This window comes from Vibrio sp. THAF190c (assembly GCF_009363355.1).
Classification (GTDB): domain Bacteria; phylum Pseudomonadota; class Gammaproteobacteria; order Enterobacterales; family Vibrionaceae; genus Vibrio; species Vibrio fortis_A.
This window is the reverse complement of record NZ_CP045339.1, coordinates 272,744-292,772: the sequence shown is the minus strand read 5'-3', so window position 1 is coordinate 292,772 and position 20,029 is coordinate 272,744. Positions and strand designations below refer to the sequence as shown.

General features: G+C 40.0%; 18 protein-coding genes. 10 read left to right on the top strand and 8 right to left on the bottom strand.

All coding sequences use genetic code 11. From position 1 onward, the window contains the following. The first annotated feature begins 59 nt into the window (after positions 1–59). The 4 genes from FIV04_RS16380 (at position 60) to FIV04_RS16365 (ending at position 3,460) form a co-directional block, all read left to right on the top strand. Positions 60–1,409: an MATE family efflux transporter gene (locus tag FIV04_RS16380; RefSeq protein ID WP_152469753.1), complete on the top strand. Its 1,350-nt coding sequence runs from the start codon at positions 60–62 to the stop codon at positions 1,407–1,409. Positions 1,410–1,501: 92 nt separating this feature from the next. Then, positions 1,502–1,747 (top strand): hypothetical protein, encoded by a 246-nt coding sequence (locus FIV04_RS16375; RefSeq protein ID WP_032552842.1) that lies wholly within the window; start codon positions 1,502–1,504, stop codon positions 1,745–1,747. A gap of 272 nt (positions 1,748–2,019) precedes the next feature. Continuing rightward, positions 2,020–3,024, top strand: a complete 1,005-nt coding sequence (locus tag FIV04_RS16370) for a response regulator (protein ID WP_032552841.1) — start codon at positions 2,020–2,022, stop codon at positions 3,022–3,024. A 1-nt stretch (position 3,025) separates the two neighbouring features. Next, positions 3,026–3,460 carry a PAS domain-containing protein gene (locus tag FIV04_RS16365; RefSeq protein ID WP_032552840.1) on the top strand — a complete coding sequence of 145 codons (435 nt, stop codon included), beginning with the start codon at positions 3,026–3,028 and terminating at the stop codon, positions 3,458–3,460. A 73-nt stretch (positions 3,461–3,533) separates the two neighbouring features. Here FIV04_RS16365 and FIV04_RS16360 read toward each other — a convergent pair whose 3' ends face one another. Next, on the bottom strand, positions 3,534–4,091 hold the full coding sequence (locus FIV04_RS16360; protein ID WP_152469752.1) for an outer membrane beta-barrel protein: 558 nt from the start codon (positions 4,089–4,091) through the stop codon (positions 3,534–3,536). Between the two features lie 131 nt (positions 4,092–4,222). Next, entirely contained in the window at positions 4,223–4,765 is a 543-nt protein-coding gene (locus FIV04_RS16355) for an outer membrane beta-barrel protein (protein ID WP_152469751.1), read from the bottom strand. A 607-nt stretch (positions 4,766–5,372) separates the two neighbouring features. Between FIV04_RS16355 and FIV04_RS16350 the strand changes: the two genes are divergently transcribed. Beyond that, positions 5,373–6,416, top strand: coding sequence for a GMP reductase (locus FIV04_RS16350; RefSeq protein ID WP_152469750.1), 1,044 nt, complete (start codon positions 5,373–5,375; stop codon positions 6,414–6,416). 125 nt (positions 6,417–6,541) lie between these two features. Here the strand turns inward: FIV04_RS16350 and FIV04_RS16345 are convergent, their stop codons facing one another. The 5 genes from FIV04_RS16345 to FIV04_RS16325 form a co-directional block, all read right to left on the bottom strand. Continuing rightward, positions 6,542–7,504 (bottom strand): IS5 family transposase, encoded by a 963-nt coding sequence (locus FIV04_RS16345; protein WP_152469749.1) that lies wholly within the window; start codon positions 7,502–7,504, stop codon positions 6,542–6,544. Positions 7,505–7,773: 269 nt separating this feature from the next. Continuing rightward, a complete protein-coding gene (locus tag FIV04_RS16340) occupies positions 7,774–8,523 on the bottom strand; it encodes a DJ-1/PfpI family protein (protein WP_152469748.1) in 750 nt (249 codons plus the stop codon). A 196-nt stretch (positions 8,524–8,719) separates the two neighbouring features. Beyond that, positions 8,720–9,298, bottom strand: a complete 579-nt coding sequence (locus FIV04_RS16335) for a TetR/AcrR family transcriptional regulator (protein WP_152469747.1) — start codon at positions 9,296–9,298, stop codon at positions 8,720–8,722. A 162-nt stretch (positions 9,299–9,460) separates the two neighbouring features. Beyond that, complete coding sequence (locus FIV04_RS27395; RefSeq protein WP_172974281.1) at positions 9,461–10,120, bottom strand: alpha/beta fold hydrolase; 660 nt, start codon at positions 10,118–10,120, stop codon at positions 9,461–9,463. Positions 10,121–11,005: 885 nt separating this feature from the next. After that, on the bottom strand, positions 11,006–12,658 hold the full coding sequence (locus FIV04_RS16325; protein WP_152469746.1) for an EAL domain-containing protein: 1,653 nt from the start codon (positions 12,656–12,658) through the stop codon (positions 11,006–11,008). 281 nt (positions 12,659–12,939) lie between these two features. On the opposite strand from FIV04_RS16325, the gene FIV04_RS16320 reads away from it, so the two are divergent. The 5 genes from FIV04_RS16320 to FIV04_RS16300 all read left to right on the top strand — a co-directional run bounded on the left by FIV04_RS16320 (position 12,940) and on the right by FIV04_RS16300 (position 18,251). Next, positions 12,940–13,896, top strand: a complete 957-nt coding sequence (locus FIV04_RS16320; RefSeq protein WP_152469745.1) for a GlxA family transcriptional regulator — start codon at positions 12,940–12,942, stop codon at positions 13,894–13,896. A 141-nt stretch (positions 13,897–14,037) separates the two neighbouring features. Further along, on the top strand, positions 14,038–15,495 hold the full coding sequence (locus FIV04_RS16315; RefSeq protein ID WP_172974280.1) for a methyl-accepting chemotaxis protein: 1,458 nt from the start codon (positions 14,038–14,040) through the stop codon (positions 15,493–15,495). Continuing rightward, complete coding sequence (locus tag FIV04_RS16310) at positions 15,492–15,905, top strand: hypothetical protein (protein WP_152469743.1); 414 nt, start codon at positions 15,492–15,494, stop codon at positions 15,903–15,905. The genes FIV04_RS16315 and FIV04_RS16310 overlap by 4 nt, the downstream gene beginning before the upstream one ends. 39 nt (positions 15,906–15,944) lie before the next feature. After that, positions 15,945–16,736: a GNAT family N-acetyltransferase gene (locus FIV04_RS16305; RefSeq protein ID WP_152469742.1), complete on the top strand. Its 792-nt coding sequence runs from the start codon at positions 15,945–15,947 to the stop codon at positions 16,734–16,736. Between the two features lie 657 nt (positions 16,737–17,393). Continuing rightward, a complete protein-coding gene (locus FIV04_RS16300; RefSeq protein ID WP_152469741.1) occupies positions 17,394–18,251 on the top strand; it encodes an SDR family oxidoreductase in 858 nt (285 codons plus the stop codon). A gap of 451 nt (positions 18,252–18,702) precedes the next feature. On the opposite strand, the gene FIV04_RS16295 is transcribed toward FIV04_RS16300, so the two are convergent. Beyond that, on the bottom strand, positions 18,703–20,004 hold the full coding sequence (locus FIV04_RS16295; RefSeq protein WP_152469740.1) for a HAMP domain-containing sensor histidine kinase: 1,302 nt from the start codon (positions 20,002–20,004) through the stop codon (positions 18,703–18,705). Positions 20,005–20,029: the final 25 nt, after the last annotated feature.

Genomic DNA, 20,029 nt, shown 5'->3' with positions numbered 1-20,029 from the left:
TATCAATTGAAGGCTAGTGCTAAAAGCCATAAGGTTTGTGGAAATCTTAAGAGGCTCTCATGAAAAAAATACTCGCACTTGCATTCCCGCTCATCATTTCACAATTGATATCAATGGCATTGGTTTTGACCGATGTATGGATGATGTCTCGAATTAGCGTATCTGCGCTGGCTGCGGGTGGTTTGGGTGCCTCGATCTACTTCTTTATCTTTCTTATTGCCAGCAGCACGGTCGGTTGCGTTGCAAACTTAATCGCTATTGCCTACGGGCAGAGAGTCGCGCGTCCAGATTTTGGTAATCAACAGATCCGTCTGGCAGTAAAAGGCGCAGTCATGCTTTCGTTTGTGATGAGCGCTGTTTTGATGTCTGGTTTCTGGTTTGCGCCTCAAGTACTTGAAATGGCGAAACAACCGCCAGAGGTGATTACTCTTGCGATGGAGTACGTTCATGCACTTAAGTGGGTGATGTTGCCATCATTGTTATTACTGGTTTTGCGAGGATTAACCAGCGCTTTTGGTAACGTACGCTCTATTTTGATCATGTCGATAGCCACTGTTATTTTGAACGTGCCAGTGAGCTATTTCATGACCTTCGAGCTGGGTATGGGGTTAACGGGGCTTGGGTTAGGTACCGCGATTGCAGCACTGGTCGTGATGATTGGCTATACGTTCTGGGTATTTCAACGTGACGAATTCAAACCGTTCGCCCCTTGGCTGCACTTGGATGAGTATTCGGTCAAGTTGATGGCTCCGCTGCTATTGATGGGCTTACCTATCGCGGTCGCGGCGATTCTGGAGCATGGTCTTATCTATGGCGGCACGCTAATGGCGGGAACCATCAGTATTGCGTCATTAGCACTACACCAAATTCTACTTCAGTGCTTGAGCTTTACTTGGAACTTCAACTTTGGTTTCTCTCAAGCGGCGGCGATTTTGGTCGGCCGTGACTTTGGTGCGGGCAATATTGAAGGCATTAAGAAGACCTCAATTCAAAGCTTCATTCTTGTCTCGCTGCTGAGCTTGGTGTTGTGTGGTGTCTTTATTGCGTGGCCTGAAGCCATTGCGGCAATGTTCCAACTTGATGATGGAACAGACACCATGTCGACGCTGTTAACTTCGGTTATCTGGGTAGTGGCTCTCTGCTTTATTGTTGATGCATGGCAGTTGCTGGCGATTAACCTACTAAGAGGTATGAAGATTGTCTCTATGCCAACGGTAATGACAGCGATTGGCTACTGGGTATTTGGATTGCCAGCGGCATGGTATCTGATGCCGGACTATCAGCTTGCCGGTATCTGGGGCGGCATTGGTATCGGCCTCGGTGTGACGGGTATCTTGTTGCTTGTTCAACTCATGGTTGAAATCAGAAAGCAGCGCTCTTTAGATTGCTCGGCACAATTGGCGCATTAATCCCGTTTGTAAAACTTAGACCAACGTCGTACAGAAACCCTAGCATAAGCTGATTACACTGTATTGAAGACTTAAGGAAAGAGGTTGTACAAATGGAAGTAGGGTTGTTTTGGGCCGAGAAAGGGATGTTGGTACTTGGGGCTCTTTTTGTACTGACGAGCGTAATGCAATATGGAAAGCGCAGTTCTGATTGGAAAGGTGTGATTACCATGTTCTATAAACGCATTCCTATGAGTGTCTCGGAATATAAGTGGTATCGCTTAGGTATTGCGCTTTTGGTGTTCGCCGTCATTTTGCGTTTTGCTTTACTGATTTTATGGCCAACGTACCAGCTTTAATCGATCGCTTCGTTACACATAATTCTAGAGCGGAATGACGTGATTTATTAATTGTTGCCATTCCAACATCTTGTTTAGAAAACACCACTCGATTTATTCAGAAACCCTTTTATATTAAGGGTTTCTGACTGCATATCTTGATCTCTCAAACATAGCAAAAACTTCTAATTATCTTGCCTTTAATCACCATATTAATGGATTCACCCCGTACCTGATACCATAAGGATCTGTTACACTCGCTATTATTCGCTTCAATCATTGGTGGTACATTAATGTCGTTTCCAGTTCTTATATGTGATGATTCTGCCTTAGCCCGCAAACAGATGGCCCGCTCTTTACCGCCGTCGTTAAATGCTGACATAACCTTCGCGGTGCATGGATTGAATGCGCTCGAAGAATTAGCGAGTAATCAGTTTAAATTAATGTTCCTCGACCTGACCATGCCAGAGTTGGATGGCTATGGAACATTAGAAGAGATGCAGCGTTTGGGTAATACGACTCCTGTCGTCGTTGTGTCTGGTGATATTCAGCCTAAAGCTAAGCAAAAGGTTATGGATCTTGGGGCGAAAGCCTTCCTGCAAAAACCAATCGATCAAGAGGCACTTAAAGCGGTTCTTCGTGAATTGGTTGATCCGCCTAAGCAGCCACAATTAGTCACACCAGCGCCGCTAGAACTGCCTATTCTGCGCAGACGCGATATCTATATGGAAGTGGCGAACGTTTCGATTGGTCGCGCGGCAGACGCATTGGCCCGTCACTTCGATGTATTTGTTCATCTGCCTCTACCTAACGTCAACATCTTTGAAGTGAGTGAGCTTCACATGGCACTGCGCGATCTTGCCGACAACGACCAGGTATCGGGTGTTTGCCAAGGCTTTAGTGGTGAAGGTATCGCTGGCGAAGCATTGGTTCTGCTCAGTGACTCGAGTGTGAATGATCTCAAGAAGCTGATGAAGGTGCCAACAGACAGTGAAGAGCTTGAAGAGTTAGAGCTGCTTATGGATGTATCCAACATTCTTGTGGGTTCTTTCTTAAATGGCTTAGGTGAACAGTCTGAAGTGCGCTTCTTCCAAAGTTCTCCGGTACTGTTAGGGCAACATATTCCAATCGAATCTGTGATTGCCAATACCAGCGGTTCGTTCAAAAAGACAATGACCTTTGAGGTGAGCTACAACATTGAAGGTACCTCAATTCGTTGTGACCTACTGTTTATGTTTGTGGATGAATCTTTACCACTACTAGACAACAAGCTGTCTTACCTAATGGAGGAGTTCTAATATGCTTCAGTTACCTGCAGAGTTTGAGCAGTTCCATTGGATGGTCGATATGGTTCAAAACGTCGACATGGGACTTGTTGTGATCGACCGAGATTTCAACGTTCAGGTGTGGAATGGCTTCATGACGCACCATAGTGGTAAACAGTCTCATGATGCGATTGGCAAATCGATCTTCGAGCTGTTTCCTGAGATCCCAGAAGAGTGGTTCCGCCTCAAAACTAAACCCGTTTATGATCTTGGTTGTCGTAGTTTTATTACGTGGCAACAACGTCCGTATCTGTTCAAGTGTCGTAACGTGCGACCTGTCACTCAACAAGCAGACTTCATGTACCAAAACGTGACGCTTAACCCGATGCGTTCTCCGACTGGACAAGTAACGTCACTGTTTCTTTCTATTCAAGATGCGACGGCAGAGGCTCTGGTTGCTCGTCAGTAAGCATCACTAAACAGATTCATGAAAGAAAAGGCACGCGATTATGCGTGCCTTTTTCGTTTTTCGTGCTTCTGAGCTAGAAACTGTAGTGGGCACCAATTGAGAAGTAGTTAGCTGTGTAGTCCAGTGCTAGAGGTTGGTATGTGTAATCGAGAGAAAACTGCAGTCCTTTTTGCCACGGACTGTTCATGCTGACACCTATATTTGCGTAAGGCTTGATTGAAGACTCTGAATCTTTGGTTTCAGTATTTGCGCCAATGTCTTCGACCTTTTCGTCTACTGTCGAGTAGGCTCCACCGGCATAGACATTAATGAGTTTACTTACAGGCTGGTGGATCTTCACGCCAGTACTGATCGCCTTGTATTCCATCGTTGTAATCGTGTCATTACTGCCGTCGTAGATGTCTCCGGAGATAGATAGAGTATCGGTGTAACTCAGGTCTAGTGCGACAAAAGGCGTGAAATAATAATTTAGGCGGCCGCGTGAGGTGAAACCAGTCAAGCTTTCGCCGTTCTTAGTAATGTTCGACATACCAATATCAAAAGAGTATTCCAGCGGTACTTTGACAGCGTGGGCGTTCAGGCAAATAGTAGAGAGTGTGCTGAGCAATACAGCTTTAAAGATTCTTGGCATTGAGCAACCTTGTTAATGTGGTAAGAATTTTAGACGTGGGGATAATAGGCAACAGGTGTGTGGAAAGGGGGGAGAGAATGTGGCAATCAATAGATAGACTGCCACAGATAATTGGATAGGGTGATTACTGTTTAGAAATTTAGGTAGGCACCACCATACACAGAAGCTGCACCTTCTCCGCTTGGTAGCCATTGATAGCTGATACCTGTATCTAGAATTAAAGGTGAGCCTAGCAGAGCAAAAGTGATACCTGTACTCGCATAAGGTTGAATACTGCTGTCTGTCGTTGTTCTAGATACGCTGTTGACTGCATCCCAACGTGTTACCTCGGAATCGATGTAGCTCGCACCGCCCGAACCATAGAGGTTAAACCCGCCAAAGCTCTGCTCCAGTTTCAAGCCAGCGCTGTAAGAGTTGTACTTTGAAGCAAAGCCATCAGATTCTGACGTCACAGTACTATCTAAAGTCGCGGTATGACCAAAGCTAAGATCGAGCGACACCATAGGTGAAAGGTAATAGTTGTACCCTAGCTGCGCAAAGTAGGCTGTTTCAGAATCTGAACCATCAGAAATCGCGGTTGCACCTAGATTGGTATAGAAAGAACCGGGACCATTTTGTGCCAAAGCGGAGCCACTGATACATAAAAGCGCGAGTAGAGGGAGGGTTTTCTTCATAACTAACGTCCTTGTAAGCCATTCAATGTGCTCTTGTTTAATATAAAGAGCAGTTCTAATAAGCAACTTATACCTTATTTTAGACTGTTTGACTCGCAAGAGTTATCGCTAAAGAGCGAGCTTTTGATCTCTGCGACACATTATTCTTTTTGATAACGGCGATTTTTTAGGCACTCAAACAAGAAAATTCAAAAAATTTGTACTTTTTGAAGTGTATCTGCAGGTCAAAGATTGACCATGATGACGTCTTTTTCTCACAGAAATAGAAATAAAAAGAGAAAGTAGCGATGAAGGGGTGGAAAACGTTTGCGCAAATATTGCGTAAGTTTGCGTCACGCTGTGCGCTTAAGTCGTTAATATCTAAGTAAATAGCTGAAAAATAGGAAAGGAGAGAGGAATTCGGATATGGAATCTTTGGGAGGATAGCATAAAAAAAAATGAAATATCAGACTTGTTGTTAATAAATCACGGCCTATAATGCTGAAAACCGGAGCGTCTGCCAACGCTCCGGTTTTTTTGTGTCCGAAGAAAAGTAAACTCGTCTGCCAACGACTTTACAACGCACCATGCGAGTGACATATACATTTATGAATCAAGGAAAAACACCATGCGTATCGAACAAGAACTTAAGTTAGGCTTTAAAGATGTACTGTTTCGCCCTAAGCGTTCAACACTAAAAAGTCGTTCTCAAGTAAATTTAACCCGCGAGTTTACATTCAAGCACAGCGGTCGTCAATGGGCTGGTACTCCTGTTATTGCAGCAAATATGGATTCTGTTGCAAGTTTTGAAATGGCAGCGGCTCTTGCAGAGCACGAAGTAATGACAGCTGTTCACAAACACTACACAGTAGAGCAGTGGGCTGACTTCGTAAAATCAGCAGACAAGAAGACGCTAAACAATGTTTTCGTATCAACAGGTACTTCTGACGCTGATTTCGAAAAAACAAAAGAGATCATGGCGCTATCTGAAGAGCTAATCTTCATCTGTATCGATATCGCAAACGGCTATTCAGAGCACCTAGTAGAGTACGTTCAAAAGGTACGTGCTGAATTCCCGAACAAAGTTATCTCTGCAGGTAACGTTGTAACAGGTGACATGTGTGAAGAGCTAATCCTAGCGGGTGCTGACATCGTTAAAGTTGGTATCGGCCCAGGTTCTGTATGTACTACACGTGTTAAAACAGGTGTTGGTTACCCTCAACTTTCTGCAATCATCGAGTGTGGTGACGCAGCACACGGCCTAGGCGGCATGATCATCGGTGACGGTGGTTGTTCATGTGCTGGTGACGTAGCAAAAGCATTCGGCGGCGGTGCAGACTTCGTAATGCTAGGTGGTATGCTAGCAGGCCACGAAGAGTCAGGCGGTGAAGTAGTAGAGCAAGACGGTAAGACGTTCATGAAGTTCTACGGCATGTCTTCTCAGTCGGCTATGGATAAGCACTCAGGTGGTGTTGCCAAGTACCGCGCAGCTGAAGGTAAAACTGTTTTACTTCCATTCCGTGGCTCTGTTCACGGCACTATCTCTGACATCCTTGGTGGTGTACGTTCAACTTGTACATACGTAGGCGCAGCAAAGCTTAAAGAGCTAACTAAGCGTACAACTTTCATCCGTGTACAAGAGCAAGAGAACAACGTATTCGGTAAAGAGTAACGTTTAAAACGATTGTTTTAATTTATAAGAATTGAGCCACTTTAGAGTGGCTCTTTTTTTTACCTCAAATTTAGTAAGTGGCGACAGCCGAGTAAAAAATTTGAGGCGGCTGGTGGCTTTGTTGCCTAATTCAACTTATGAGCGAATTCTAGCCAAATTGTTCGCAATTTTACAACATAATGAGTTGTGGACATCCCCATCCCAGTTAGCTTGTTCAGTGCTTTGATCATGGTGTAAGTCTCACCAACTTGTGCGTTACAATTTCGAAGCGTGCGTGAAGCTCCTAGTAGTTGTTTTACGCGATACATAGCGGTGTCCGACAATGGCCGCTTATGGTACCCACACTTCCGTGTCCACTTTTTGTTTGAGCCATAGAGCTTTTGGCAACCAACTGCCAGATTGCGTGGATGCCCTTTTTCCCAGAAAGTTGCACCCTCACGTGGAGGGATTAGAGGTATCGCTTTCTTAACCCTAATCGCCCTGTGACACTCTCTTGTATCGTATGCTCCTTCTCCCGAGATTTCCTTGACGGATCGGCGTGTTTGCTTGAGTAGATTGGGGAGTACTTCCGCATCTGTCACACCTGATAGTGTCAGCTCAGCGGCGATAATTTCATGTGTATCTGTATCAACCGCAAGATGGAGTTTACGCCAGACTCGACACTTGCCATCGGTTCCATGTTTTTTCACTTTCCATTCTCCCTCACCGTATACCTTGAGACCAGTTGCATCGATGGCCAGGTGTTGGATAGTGCCTCTTGTTGAGGTTTTGAAATTAACCTCCACATCCTTAGCTCGGCGCCTTATACAGGTATAGTGAGGGCAAACCAAAGCGACGTTCGCCAATCTAAAAACAGAGTCGATAAAGCCTTGTAGCGCCCTCAAAGGTAACCAAAAGATGTGCTTTACCATGAGAGCCGTCGTGATAGCGAGATCACTAAACTGTCTTGGTTTGCCACGTTTTTCCTGTTTTAGTTGTTTCCACTCAATAATGGCCTCCTCGTCCATCCAGAACGTAACTGAACCCCTGTTGATCAAGGAGTTATTGTACTTGCGCCAGTTGATGGTTTTGTAACGATGCTTCGGCATGAAATCAAAGTCAGTGAATGAATGTCCCTGATCTGATCGTAAAATTTTGATTTAGCTCATTCGATTTCGGCAACAAAGCCCTTTCTTTTAAGAATTGCTACTTTTACAATCAATTCGCCGTGAGATATTCATGTATACAGATTCAATTCTGTATTAGCTAGGGATTTATAATTCCCTTCAATCAAATAGCATCACGGCGAAAGCGGACACAACGTTTTATAAGTCTAGAGTCCGCCTATCCTTGGGTTTTAGGGGCAGCCCAAAATGGGCTAAAACAAATCACCCGCGAGTTCATAAACCATCGATTGTACAGCGACCTTGATTGCTTCGGGTGTTGTGTTGTGATCGCCCGTTTTAAATGGAGGTTCAGGGTTGTATTCTAGCAATAGCTCCAAAGCTTGTGCTTGTTCTTTATCGGTGAGATGTGCAATCAGCTCGAGTGAGAAATCAAGGCCTGAGGTAATACCACCACCGCTTATACGATTTCGATCTTTTACAACCCTTTGGTTGATGTGAGTAACTTCAGGGTAGTGTTTTAATGCATCTGCATAAGCCCAATGTATCGCGGTTTGGTATCCATTTAACAACCCGGTTTCAGCTAGGATCAATGAACCAGTGCATACAGATGTTACAAATTCTGCCTTTTCTCCGATTGCTCGTAGCTGCGAGATTACACTAACGTCTTTTATCTGCTCTAAGGGATTAGCACTACCGGGAACGATTAGCACATCGATATGTGGACAATCCTCAAAACTATAATTGGGAAGTAAATCCACATTTGCATCTGATGGTAATGGTTTTAGTCGTTTAGCGAACGTGAACACGTTGAATAGATTGCTAACGGCAAGTATTTGTAACGGCCCATAAGCATCTAACATAGTAACATTAGGGTAGAGGAAAATACCAATATTTAGCTTACTTGAACTGGATTTTTCATCTTTAGATTTAAATATTTTTTCTTCTAAAGAGTAGCTATGAGATATGTTTTTGGTCCGATGGCTCAATTTTTTGGTAACCATAATAACTCCGGTTTTATATAAATTATTCGCAGTATACGGGAATGAAGATGAGAGAAATAGGGACAAACTAATAATAGATTCTCTAAAGGGACACTTTGCCTTAATTGTTCCTTTAACATATTAATTATACGCATTACTTGCTTTGGTTTTATTTTAGAACTGTGATGTATGATTATTTCAAAAAAACATCATGATATTATTTATTGTTTTTTTCTAATGATGCTAGAATGATTGCTCTGGAAAAGCACTGTAGATTTCGAGCGTTTGATATAACAGTATTTTTATCAGATAGACCATTTAATCCAGTTAAGAAATTTAAATGCAAAGCCGCTAATGTATCTGCTAATTGCTCAGGGCATATGTTCCATTTCTCGTTGTGAAATGCTATACAAATCTGGTTCTTAATTGCCGAAGTCAAACTCTCATTCAATAGGCGCTGTGCGATAGGCCAATCGTTACCTAACTTATAAGAAATAGATTTTCTACCATTCATCTTTTCAGCTGCTTTTATTGCAGTTTCAATTAGCATAGGTTTCGGGTTGGTACTCAGCCAATCATCATGGGTTAGGTACTCCTGTAGCATTGTATGGAAAATACCAGCATGCATTTCAATAAGAAGGTCGAGTTTACGTTGATAATATCGGTAAAAAGTTGTTTTACTCACTTCTGATAACGTTATTATTTCAGAAACGGTTATCTGATAATACTCTTTCTTTTTCGATAATTTATAGAAGGCAGATAGTATATTTCTTTTGTTTTTTAATTTTCTAGGCATAGAATTACCATTTTTATATTTGATTTACTTGCTCCGATATCCATTCCCCAATAAAATTGGATGAGTTTTTTATGATTGACAAATGGGTAACGTCAGAAAGGGTTTGTACTTTGATGTCAGCATCTTTGTGACTATTGCTTTTTGCAAAATCAACGATCTTTTTTAATCGAATATTTCGTCCTTTTCTCCAATCCATAATCCGAATCGATTTAATTTTTGAAATTGAGAGTGTGGCGAGTGTGGTGTTACAGAGTTCGACATTATAACTGTATTATATGTAACAATCTTTGGATAACTTTTTAGAATGCTCGTTGGAAAATGGAACTCTACTGCTTTAGAATGATTGAATAGCATTCCTAGCGAAATAGCATTAACTATAAACTTGGAATTTTTTACGGTCGAAAATTGATATCTACTGGTATTATTATTTGTATGCTCAGTCTTTGAGCGAAATCCCAAGTATGGTGCGATAAAAACATATCCATTGACAGGTTGACTGTCTTTCCAGCTAGAATAATTGAGAACGAGTCCTGCGCCGGCAGAATGTCCCCCTAAAAAAACTGGAGTAGATGGGTATAGAGATCTAACGTGATTGAGTAGTACTGTTATATCTTGCCACACCAGCTCTTTACTAGGCGCGTCTCCTCGAGGCCCTTCAGGGTATCCGTGTCCTCTGATGTCGGGTGTATATACTCCTACTTGAAATACGTCTCTTAAGTCATTGCCTATGTGCTGATATGATATCTCGCTATGCGCTCCCGCTCCATGATAAAAAATTAGTATTGCATTAGGCTCAGATGGAACATAAGCTCGAAAAGCCAACTTAATACCATCACTGGATTGTATGTAACTTAAGGGCGCCGGTTCACTTTTTTTTACTAACTGTATTTGTTCGATAGAAAAAAATCCTCATTCTGTTCTTTCAATTGGCTTGCAAAAACATTCGTTGAGGATGTTGCCAAGTATATGCAAAAAATAGTGGATAATAGATTATATATTTCCATAGGTACTTTACTTATTGTGTTTTTATCTGATTTTTTAAAAAAGTTATACTATTTTGAGAGTCTCTCCATTATTTAGTCTGACCGAGGCTTTATTAACTTTATATTTTTCCGTAAGCTGGATTAAACTACGGTTTTCGTTGTCTTGGCATTGAGTTTGCTCGTCAAGAAGAAGTAATATAAGAATTGAATAAAGTTCAATTCGCAGGCCTAAATTGATGAGCTTTTGTATTTTTTCTACTAACTTGGGATCACTGATTGTTAACGAACCAGCGTGGCCGTAATGAGTGAAACTAAACATTGCAATAACCATTGTCTACCCATTTTTATTAGTTATAAACGCGTAATAAGCTACGGTATTCAGATATAATCTTTGAAATGTTAGGGTACTCTGATGCCAAGCCCCCTAACTCTTTTTCTATTTTATCAATTTCGACTTGTACACTATTAAGCACTGAACTAACTGTATTATCTATATTAGATATTTTCTGTAAGTTAGACCTTAACCTGCGCAAGTTAATTTTTAGATGAAGCTCAGTGTCATTGAAATGGTGATGTGTATTTAACCAATCGAAAATGTCACTAATACAGAGCTCACATACATCATGTTGTTTGTGCCATGAACTAGATCCTTGAGATTTAACTGTTGACTCAGAGTTACATAATTTACAGTTATATTTCAATGCTTAATTTCCTTATATTATAATCATGATGCTAATAACGTGATCGCATTGTTTCTTAGCCATTTATGTGGTTCATTAGGTATGTGTATTGCGTAACCTTGAAGATAAGGAATACCAATTTCCACCAATTTTCTTCGGATATCAGTTGTTTCCACACCTTCAGCGACTATTGAAATTTCGTGTGTTCGACCAAACTCACAGATATGAGAGATTAGTTTTAAGCAAGAGTTAACCTCCATTGCTTCGTTTATCAGCTCGCGATCTAGCTTTATTTGATATAATGGGAGTTTGAAGAGACTTGTAATAGCACTCATGCCAGAACCAAAGTCATCAATTGATATTTTGAATCCATGGCCATGTAGCTTTTTAAGCGTATTTCCTATAGTATGATCTTCATCTATCAAGTATGACTCTGTTACTTCTAATATAATACGATAGGTCGCAACACCAAATTCATCGACAACGCGTAATATATCAGTAATAAACATATCATTAAGAAGTTGGTATGCTGAAACATTAATATTGATAAATGGTTTTGACTCGTTGACTTGATCAAATGATAATAGAAATTTACAGGACTTTTTAATAACTTCCATACCTAGTGCGTGAATGTGTCCCTGCCTTTCAGCTAAAGGGATAAATTCAGTTGGTGAGATGGGGCCAAAGATTGGGTGTGTCCATCTAGCTAATGCTTCGAAGCTTATAACTTCATTCGACTTAGAACCTATTATAGGTTGTAAGTCAATTGTAACTTGTTCGGTTTCAATCGCATTTTCTAAGGCATCTTGTATTGCAAAGTTTCTATCAATTTTTCTTTGTAAGTCTGTCGTATATATAGTCGGATTATTATTTATTTGGGTATATTCAGCTAGATTGAAGAGTTGCTCTAGAATGTTGCTTTTATTGATGTCGCTGCCCATTAGAGCAACTAAACCGAGACGATTAGAGAATGATGTCTTATAAGGTTTACCTTCATGGAATTGTGATGTGATCTTGTTAATTATTGAACACATGGTTTTCTCAACGAGTGCCTTGTCAATAGTAACTACAAAGACTTCCGCACTAATGCGGTACAATCCGTAGTCAAGATCTAGTATTTCGTCTAATATACTAACCAATGTAGATGACAATTGTCCTATTGCACTCTCTCCAATACGTCGTTGATATTGTTGTAATTGATTTAGACGACACAGGATAAGCCAACTTTTTTCGTTTAAGCCTGGAGCTACTTTCAAGAATTGGTGCCTGTTGAATAGACCAGTTTCACTGTCATGTTTGGCAATGTGTGTTAGATATTGATTTAAGAGAACCTCTTCAGACACGTCTCTATGCGAACCAACCATTGCAAATTTTCCCTCATGCTCTACTCTGACGCCTGTAGCTTCAATCCAAAGGTATTGCCCTAGGAGGTTTTTTATTCGATAACGTGTTTTTATATCTTTAGATACATTATCTTTTTGATGAAGATTAACTTTTCTGGCTAAACGCTGTCTATCAACAGGATGGACTAATGCTAACCAATCATCTAACGTTGAACTGTTAGGTGGGAGGTTAAACTGTTCATAAAATGTATTATTGTAAAATTGGACCTGATTGTCATCGCTCATGAACCACAATCCTTCACTCGCTGTATCCAAGAGACTTAACAATACCTTTGGTAAGTTTTGTTTATCCATTTCCTCTTACCCATTTTGAAAGAGATCTCCAAAAGTAGTGTTACTAAAAGTAACAATCTTCTTTATAACCATAAGCTTGTTTATTTAATTCAATAGCAGATAAAAAACTTTACTTAATTTCTTCGGTTGTGATGATTCATCTTAACTTAAACACTTGGTAGCTCAACCCTATCCAGAGAGGGTTGTCGTTTTTAGCGTGCTATTTGTCCTTAATTAATGGGCGTGCAAATTACTATTGATAGAGTTATTATTTCTACTGTTTCCTTTATTAGTGAATTATTATGAGACTAGTTTTTTATTGTTCAGATAACTTTCAACTTATGGACTTATCTGGTCCCGTAGAAGTTTTTTCTATCGCAAATATTGTCGAAGAGAAGCCACTGTTTGAGTTGGTTTACGTTAGCGAACATGGTGGTTTGGTTAGGTCGAATGCCGGTGTATTTATCGACACTGTAGCAATTAATCAGATAGGACTTTTCCATAGCGATATAGTTTTTTTAATCAATGGAATAGATACCCAACAGCCAAATAGCCCAACGGTTACAAAGTTTGTTCGTAATGCCTATCGAAAGGTTGAAAGCATTTGTACTGTTTGTACTGGTTTGTTCATTTTTGCAAATGCGCTACCTGATGAGCACGTCTATGCAACAACTCATTGGTCCTATCTTGAAGAAATAATACACAAATACCCTAACGTTAACTTGTCTCAGAAGGCCCCTTTTGTTCGAGATGATAAGCTTTGGTCATCTGCTGGAATAAGTACAGCTATCGATATGGCTCTCAACATTTTGGAGATGAAAACAAGTCGAGAGCTTACACAGCGTGTTGCAATGACTATGGTATTGCCTAATAGAAGGAAGGAATCAGATTCTCAGCTAACCTTCCACCTGAAAATGCAGTTCGAATGTAGCGATTCTAAATGGGAAAGCTTGCTACACTGGATACAAGAAAACTTGACAGAAGATCTTAACATTGATCGACTTGCTAACTTTATGGCAATGAGTCCTCGAAATTTTACTCGGCGATGCAAAAACGAATTTTCACTTACTCCTAAAAAACTGGTTGATCGTATTCGCATTGAAGTAGCGATGTCTTTACTACGCGAAACTAAGCAAACTATCTCATATGTTGCAATTCGTTGTGGCTACAAAAGAGAAGAGAATATGACGCGAGCATTTTTACGATGTTTTAAACAGTCGCCTAAAGAGTTCAGACGATCTCATAGTATAGATGACTAGGGGTCTAACATAGTAGTCTTATAGCCGAATAGAACATGCTATATTACGAATGATTTGTCCTATTTTGCGTGTTGTTTGTCTGATATGTTTTCGTAATCTCTAGGTATGATAGCATCAAGCTTATTGATAGGAGCAAGCTTGATGAAACCGTTAACCTTCGCAAGAACAACTCATATACTCGCAGGACTCTTTTCGTCTTTGACTTTTATCTACATGTTTAGATATGGTTTTTCTTATTTAGATTTTTTTATAAACATTATTTTATTAGCCACTACTTTATTGTTTAGTCGTGATTTATTGAGAGTTATCACTCCTTACTTACTTTATGGTTTTGTTGCATTGCATATACACCAAGCATATGGCGATACGATGATACATTTTGAAGTGTTTATATTATTAGCTTGTACTACTATATATAACGATTGGAAAATTGTATTTCATTGCTTAGTTGCAGCTGCAGTTCATCATTTGCTTTTTTACTATCTTCAATTTAATACCGCGTCAGGAGTGTTTATCTTTCCTCCTGGTAGTCCGTTTATTATGGCCATCGAGCATTGCCTGTACGCAGTCCTTCAAGCGGGTGTGTCTATCTATGGTAGTCTTTCATTGAGTCAAAACTTGAAAAAACTCAAGTATGTCGAGGACACGGTAGATTATATGGTGAAAAATGAACGACTATTACTTGATGTAGAGTTGGACGAACAGGGTGAGTTTGAGCAAAAATTCAATCAAATTGTTATTCGGTTAAGGGAGTTATCGGATACGCAGTCGGCAACTATTGAATCTCTTAGCCAGGTCTCAACTGAGCTAATAAGAGATATTGATAGTATTAATTTGGAGCTGTCTTCCCATGCTGTAAACACCGAACTTGTTGCAACAGCTGTCGAAGAGCTCGGCACATCGTTTGATACTGTTGCAACTTCTACCTCGGAATGCAGCACTAATGCGGAAAAGGCAAACCTAATTAGTCAAGGCAGTCTGACAGAGGTAGAAAAGTGTCACAGTGGATTAGATCAACTTACGAACCTAGCAAATGAAACTCAATCGATAATCTATCGTGTAACAGAGGACACGAGACAGATATCCAGTGTGCTTGAGACTATTGCTAACTTGTCTGAGCAAACCAACCTTTTGGCTTTAAATGCTTCCATTGAGTCAGCTCGTGCAGGTGAGGCCGGGCGTGGATTTGCTGTGGTTGCCGATGAGGTTCGCCAGCTAGCACAAAGAACAGATGCTAGTTTAGACCATATTAAAGGCTCATTAAGTCAGCTTTCATCAAGTGTAGATACATCAACAGCCAAGGTCGCAGAGATGCTTGATTCTACGTCTCAAATTACAACGTGGCTTGATGTTTTGCTTGTTGGTTACAGGGATATATCAGCGAACGTAACAACTGTGAATGATGAGATGTACCAAGTTTCTTCTGCAGTTACTCAACAAAATACAGCTTTGAGTCAAATTAGCGGAAATATGGCTGACCTTAATTCTAGTTCACAAAGCGTTACGGCAAAAATGGAGTCTCAGCGCCAATCTATTAGAGACTTACAGAATGAAATACACTTACTTGAGGAGGTAAGTAGTAAACTAGAGTGGAAATGAGTATTTTTGTTAAAGCCTTATTGTTAGTTATCGTGTTTGTTGCGGGATACACACTACCTTATTTAACCCCTGAAAAGGTAGCGTTTTCCAATCAATTGGTTCCAAAAACTCAAAGTGAATGTATATGGGATAACAAAGTTTGTATATCTAAAAATTATAAACTGACAATATATAGAGGCAATTTCTCACCCCTGGCTAAAACTACATTTGGTTTGATAGGTGATGGCGTGACAGATCTTGATGATACTTTGTTGGTTACTTCAGACGATCAACGCTTTGGAATCATTGAGGCCTATAAAAGCCATGATGGCCAATATAGTGTCTTAATCCCTTTCTGCTCCAATGACAGAATGCGAATTATTATATTTTCAGTAGGCGGCGTGGCTATTAAACTCCCGGAACAAGTTTGATTTGCACACGAAACCCGTTTCTTAAATTGTGAGGATAAAATGGGTTATAAATTTGATACAAATAAAATCATGGAAGAATATAATGCCTGTGAACGAAAATTAGTAAATGGAAGCAATGGATATAGGCTTACAAGTCCTGATTTAGTAAAGTTTGTGTCCAATGACCTTCGAGGGAGCTATATATCCTATTTTAACTTTGATGTTGGTATCTCTGAAAGTACGGTAAGGAGGGAAATTGACTACTTTAAAGAGCGCAACCTTAGCTTTGAATGGAAGGTATACTCTACTGACACACCTAGTACACTAGGGAGTACTCTTGTAAACCTTGGTTTTAATGAAGAAAGCGCCGAGTCTTTTATGGTACTGGATTTAACTGAAAGTAACAGTTTGGGGTTTGATATATCGAATGTTACTGAAGTTTATGACAAAGAAGGTATTAGAGATGCCATACGAGTACAAGAGAAAGTTTGGGGTGGGAATCTTGACTGGCAGTATAATTACTTGCTGAAATTAAAAGAAGAATCACCAGAATCAGTCCTTATATATGTTGTGTATGTTGGAAAAGTACCAGCGGCATCAGCATGGCTGTTGCTCGATGGAAATAGTCCATTCGCAAGTATATGGGGAGGCAGTACAGTAAAAGAGTATCGACGACAAGGTTTCTATCAAACGCTTCTGAAGAAGCGTATTCAGGAGGCCAAATTACGTAAAAAGAAATACTTAACAATTGACGCTTCTGAAATGAGCAGACCTATTGTAAAAAACTACGGTTTCAAGTTAGTTTCACAAATAAAGTCATACTTATATGAAGTTGATACCCAAGTTTTGTAATTTTCGCACTTAGAACTTAAGCATTAATTTTGAGGCGAGTTAGTCGCTTACCTTATTTTCCAGCAGCGAAGAAAGTAATTTCCTCAACAAGAGCCTCTTTATAATATGTAGCCTGATTCTGCTAGACTGGACGCTTCATTAAGCGGCATTTGACTTTCAAAGTTAACTTGGCTTAGATAACCAAGGATTATTCTAGCTTTAATTGAATGAAAGAAACCATCATACAAGCATTGTCCCAGCAGTTTCCTTTTCTACTCATACATTGCTTTAGAGCTTGGCGGCTAGAGCTTTTGCCTGTCGGTTTGTATTGGTATCTTTCTTTGCTGCTATACACTTACATTAATTATGGGATTCGTGTGGCGAGGGCACTTACGCAAGCGTTGATACTCCCACTTTCTCTAGAAGAGACAGAGTTTCTTCTTTAAATTCAGGAGAATGGATAATACGTTTGTTTTGCTTATCATTATTCATTGACATGCAAATTTGTTACCCGAAATAAAGTGCTATCATCAAAGCGTTATTCATAGTCTTGCCTCCAATTTTGCTTAGTTAGAAAAATGTATCATTAGTAACTTAACGCAAAATCACCATATATAGTGATTTAAGTATCTGTGGTATAGAGTATGTTTACTTTATGAATTAACGGTGGGGGATCATGTGAAAGAACACGAAGGAAGAGTATTGGTTGCGGGGGCTACAGGTTATCTTGGGCGTCACATCATAAAAATATTAAGAGACTCAGGTGCAGACTTTTGTGCGTTAGCAAGAAACGAAGATAAACTTAAATCAATCGGACTGAGCGAAAAACAATTTAAAGTAGCAGAGGTTACTAATCATGAAAGTCTAGTTGGCTGTTGTGACAATATCGATGTAGTTATTTCATGCGTAGGGATCACAAGACAAAAAGATGGACTTCGATACATGGATGTTGATTTTGAAGCAAACTACAACTTGTTAGAAGAAGCCGTCAAATCAGGAGTTAAGAAGTTCATTTACGTTTCTGCATTGAATGCCCCTCAATTTAGGAAAGTACGTTTGTTAAACGCTAAAGAAAAATTTGCTGATAAGTTACTAAGCACAAAGCAACTTGATCTATGCGTTATAAGGCCAAATGGTTTTTTTTCAGACCTAGAGGAGTATTATAGGATGGTGCAGTCCGGTCGATCGTATGTCTTTGGTGATGGGTTAACCCAGATGAATCCCATTCATGGTGAAGATCTCGCTCACTTTTGTTTACTAGCTATCCATGTAAATGAAAAAGAGCTTAGCGTTGGAGGTCCACAAACGTTATCTTTAGTTGATATAGCACAATTAGCATTCGAATCTCAAAATCGTGCCATAAAAGTAATACATTTACCTAGTTGGTTGCGAAAAGTTGCCCTGTTAATAGCTTGTTTGTTGCCCGAACGTTTTGGTGGAGCTGCTGAGTTTTTTCTTACAATATGTGCGAGAGATATGATAGCGCCAACTTTCGGAGAAAAAACTCTCATTGAACATTTTCGAAAGTTATATTGAGCGGATAGTTTAAAGTAAATATGACCGAAAATAGAGGAAATAGTATCGACTATTTAAAAGCAAATAAAGCTGCTTGGGACTTAAGAACTGCCACTCATATTAAATCGAAGTTCTATGATGTGGAAGATGACTACTCATATTTAATGCTCAAACTAAAAGGTGTGGTTTGAGGCTAAGTTGTTGGACAGTAATATCGTCTATTGACGATATTTACTATAATACTTATTTAGACCGTTCCGTTCATATATGGTCAGAGGCTAGATTAAGAGTAGACCTTAGAGCGACTTTGAAGTTCAAATGTCTAGTCTTAATCCAACGGCTTACACGCGAGCAGCTTTGCTTGAACGAAATATGGGTTACTCCAAGACAGCTAGCTTTTAAATAGTGAGATTGCCTAGAGAGATTAAGCAACGTAATTATGTTTAATTGAGGGGAGAGAGGCGATTGCAAATTAAGTTCGTGCATCGCGGCTATTGGTTTGTCTTGGTAGTTGAACCGCGAACTCAGCGCCACCACCAGGTAAGTTACTCGCTACAATTGAACCTTGATGTTTTTCTATAATTTGAGTAGAAATGCTCAAGCCCAAGCCGAAGCCTTTACTTTCAGATGGTTGGTTATTCGAGCGATAGAAGGGGCTAAAAATGTCGTGTAATTCGCCGTTTTCAATACCTTTGCCATCATCCTGAATCAGGATTAAAATGCTTTCAGAATGGGCAGTCAAGTAAACTTTCACGTTTTTTCTAGCATAACGACAGGCATTGTGGAGAATGTTACCTAGTGCTCTTGAAAGTGCAGCGTCGTTTAGCTCAACATAAACATCTTCATCAACAAGTTTATAGTCGATAACTATGTCTTTCCTGATAGGCTTAAAACTTTCCAGCCATATAAACATCCACTGAACCAAATTTTTACTCTTGAGTTGGAGATCATGCTCCCTTTGATTGTACTTAGCGTAAAATAGCGATTCGTTTACCAATGACTCAAGCTCGATACAGTCTTCTTCAATGCTTTTTAACGCACTTCTCATATTTTCTGCGTCACTTTCTTCTAACGCATATTCAAGTTCGAACTGGATTCGAGATAAGGGTGCACGAAGCTCGTGGGATACGGCCATGCTTAGGCGTCGGTTTGTATTGACCAGTTGTTCTATACGGCTGGCCATTGAATTAAAGTGAAAGTTAAGGCTACCAATACGATTCAGGTTTGTGTCAAGAACTCTGGTACTTAAATCCCCTTCACCCAGCCGCTTTGCTGCTTGTAGTATTTGATTTAACCGACGCTGAATACCCAGTGTCCACAGTAAGATGAGCAATGCCAACAAACCTGTTACTGTTATTGAGACGAAAAGCTCATCATTATCTTTTTCCTCAATTGTTCCAATAGGACCTATTTGAACTCCAAGATTTGTTCCTTCAATTTTTTTTATCAATAGATCATTCCTGGCATCTAACACTACGATTTTATTTTCTTTCCAATCAGATAAGAGATTTGTAGGAAAAATGGATAAGTCGGGTTTTAGTACTTGTATGGGGATATTTGGCGAAGACATTTGTTCAGAGAGAGATTGCCAGTCACTTTGTGGATATTGTTCAAGTATCAAAGTCACCATAGCAAAGGCCCCTTGATAATCATTTAGTACGTCTTCGGAGTACGACTCTAAAAAAAAGTGTTCAGTAATCCCCTCCCTTACAGATTCGCCGACTAGCCAAACAGATAACACAAGTATATAGATTGGGGAGAACACTTTAAGCATAGTTAAATAACCAAGTTAGGAAGTT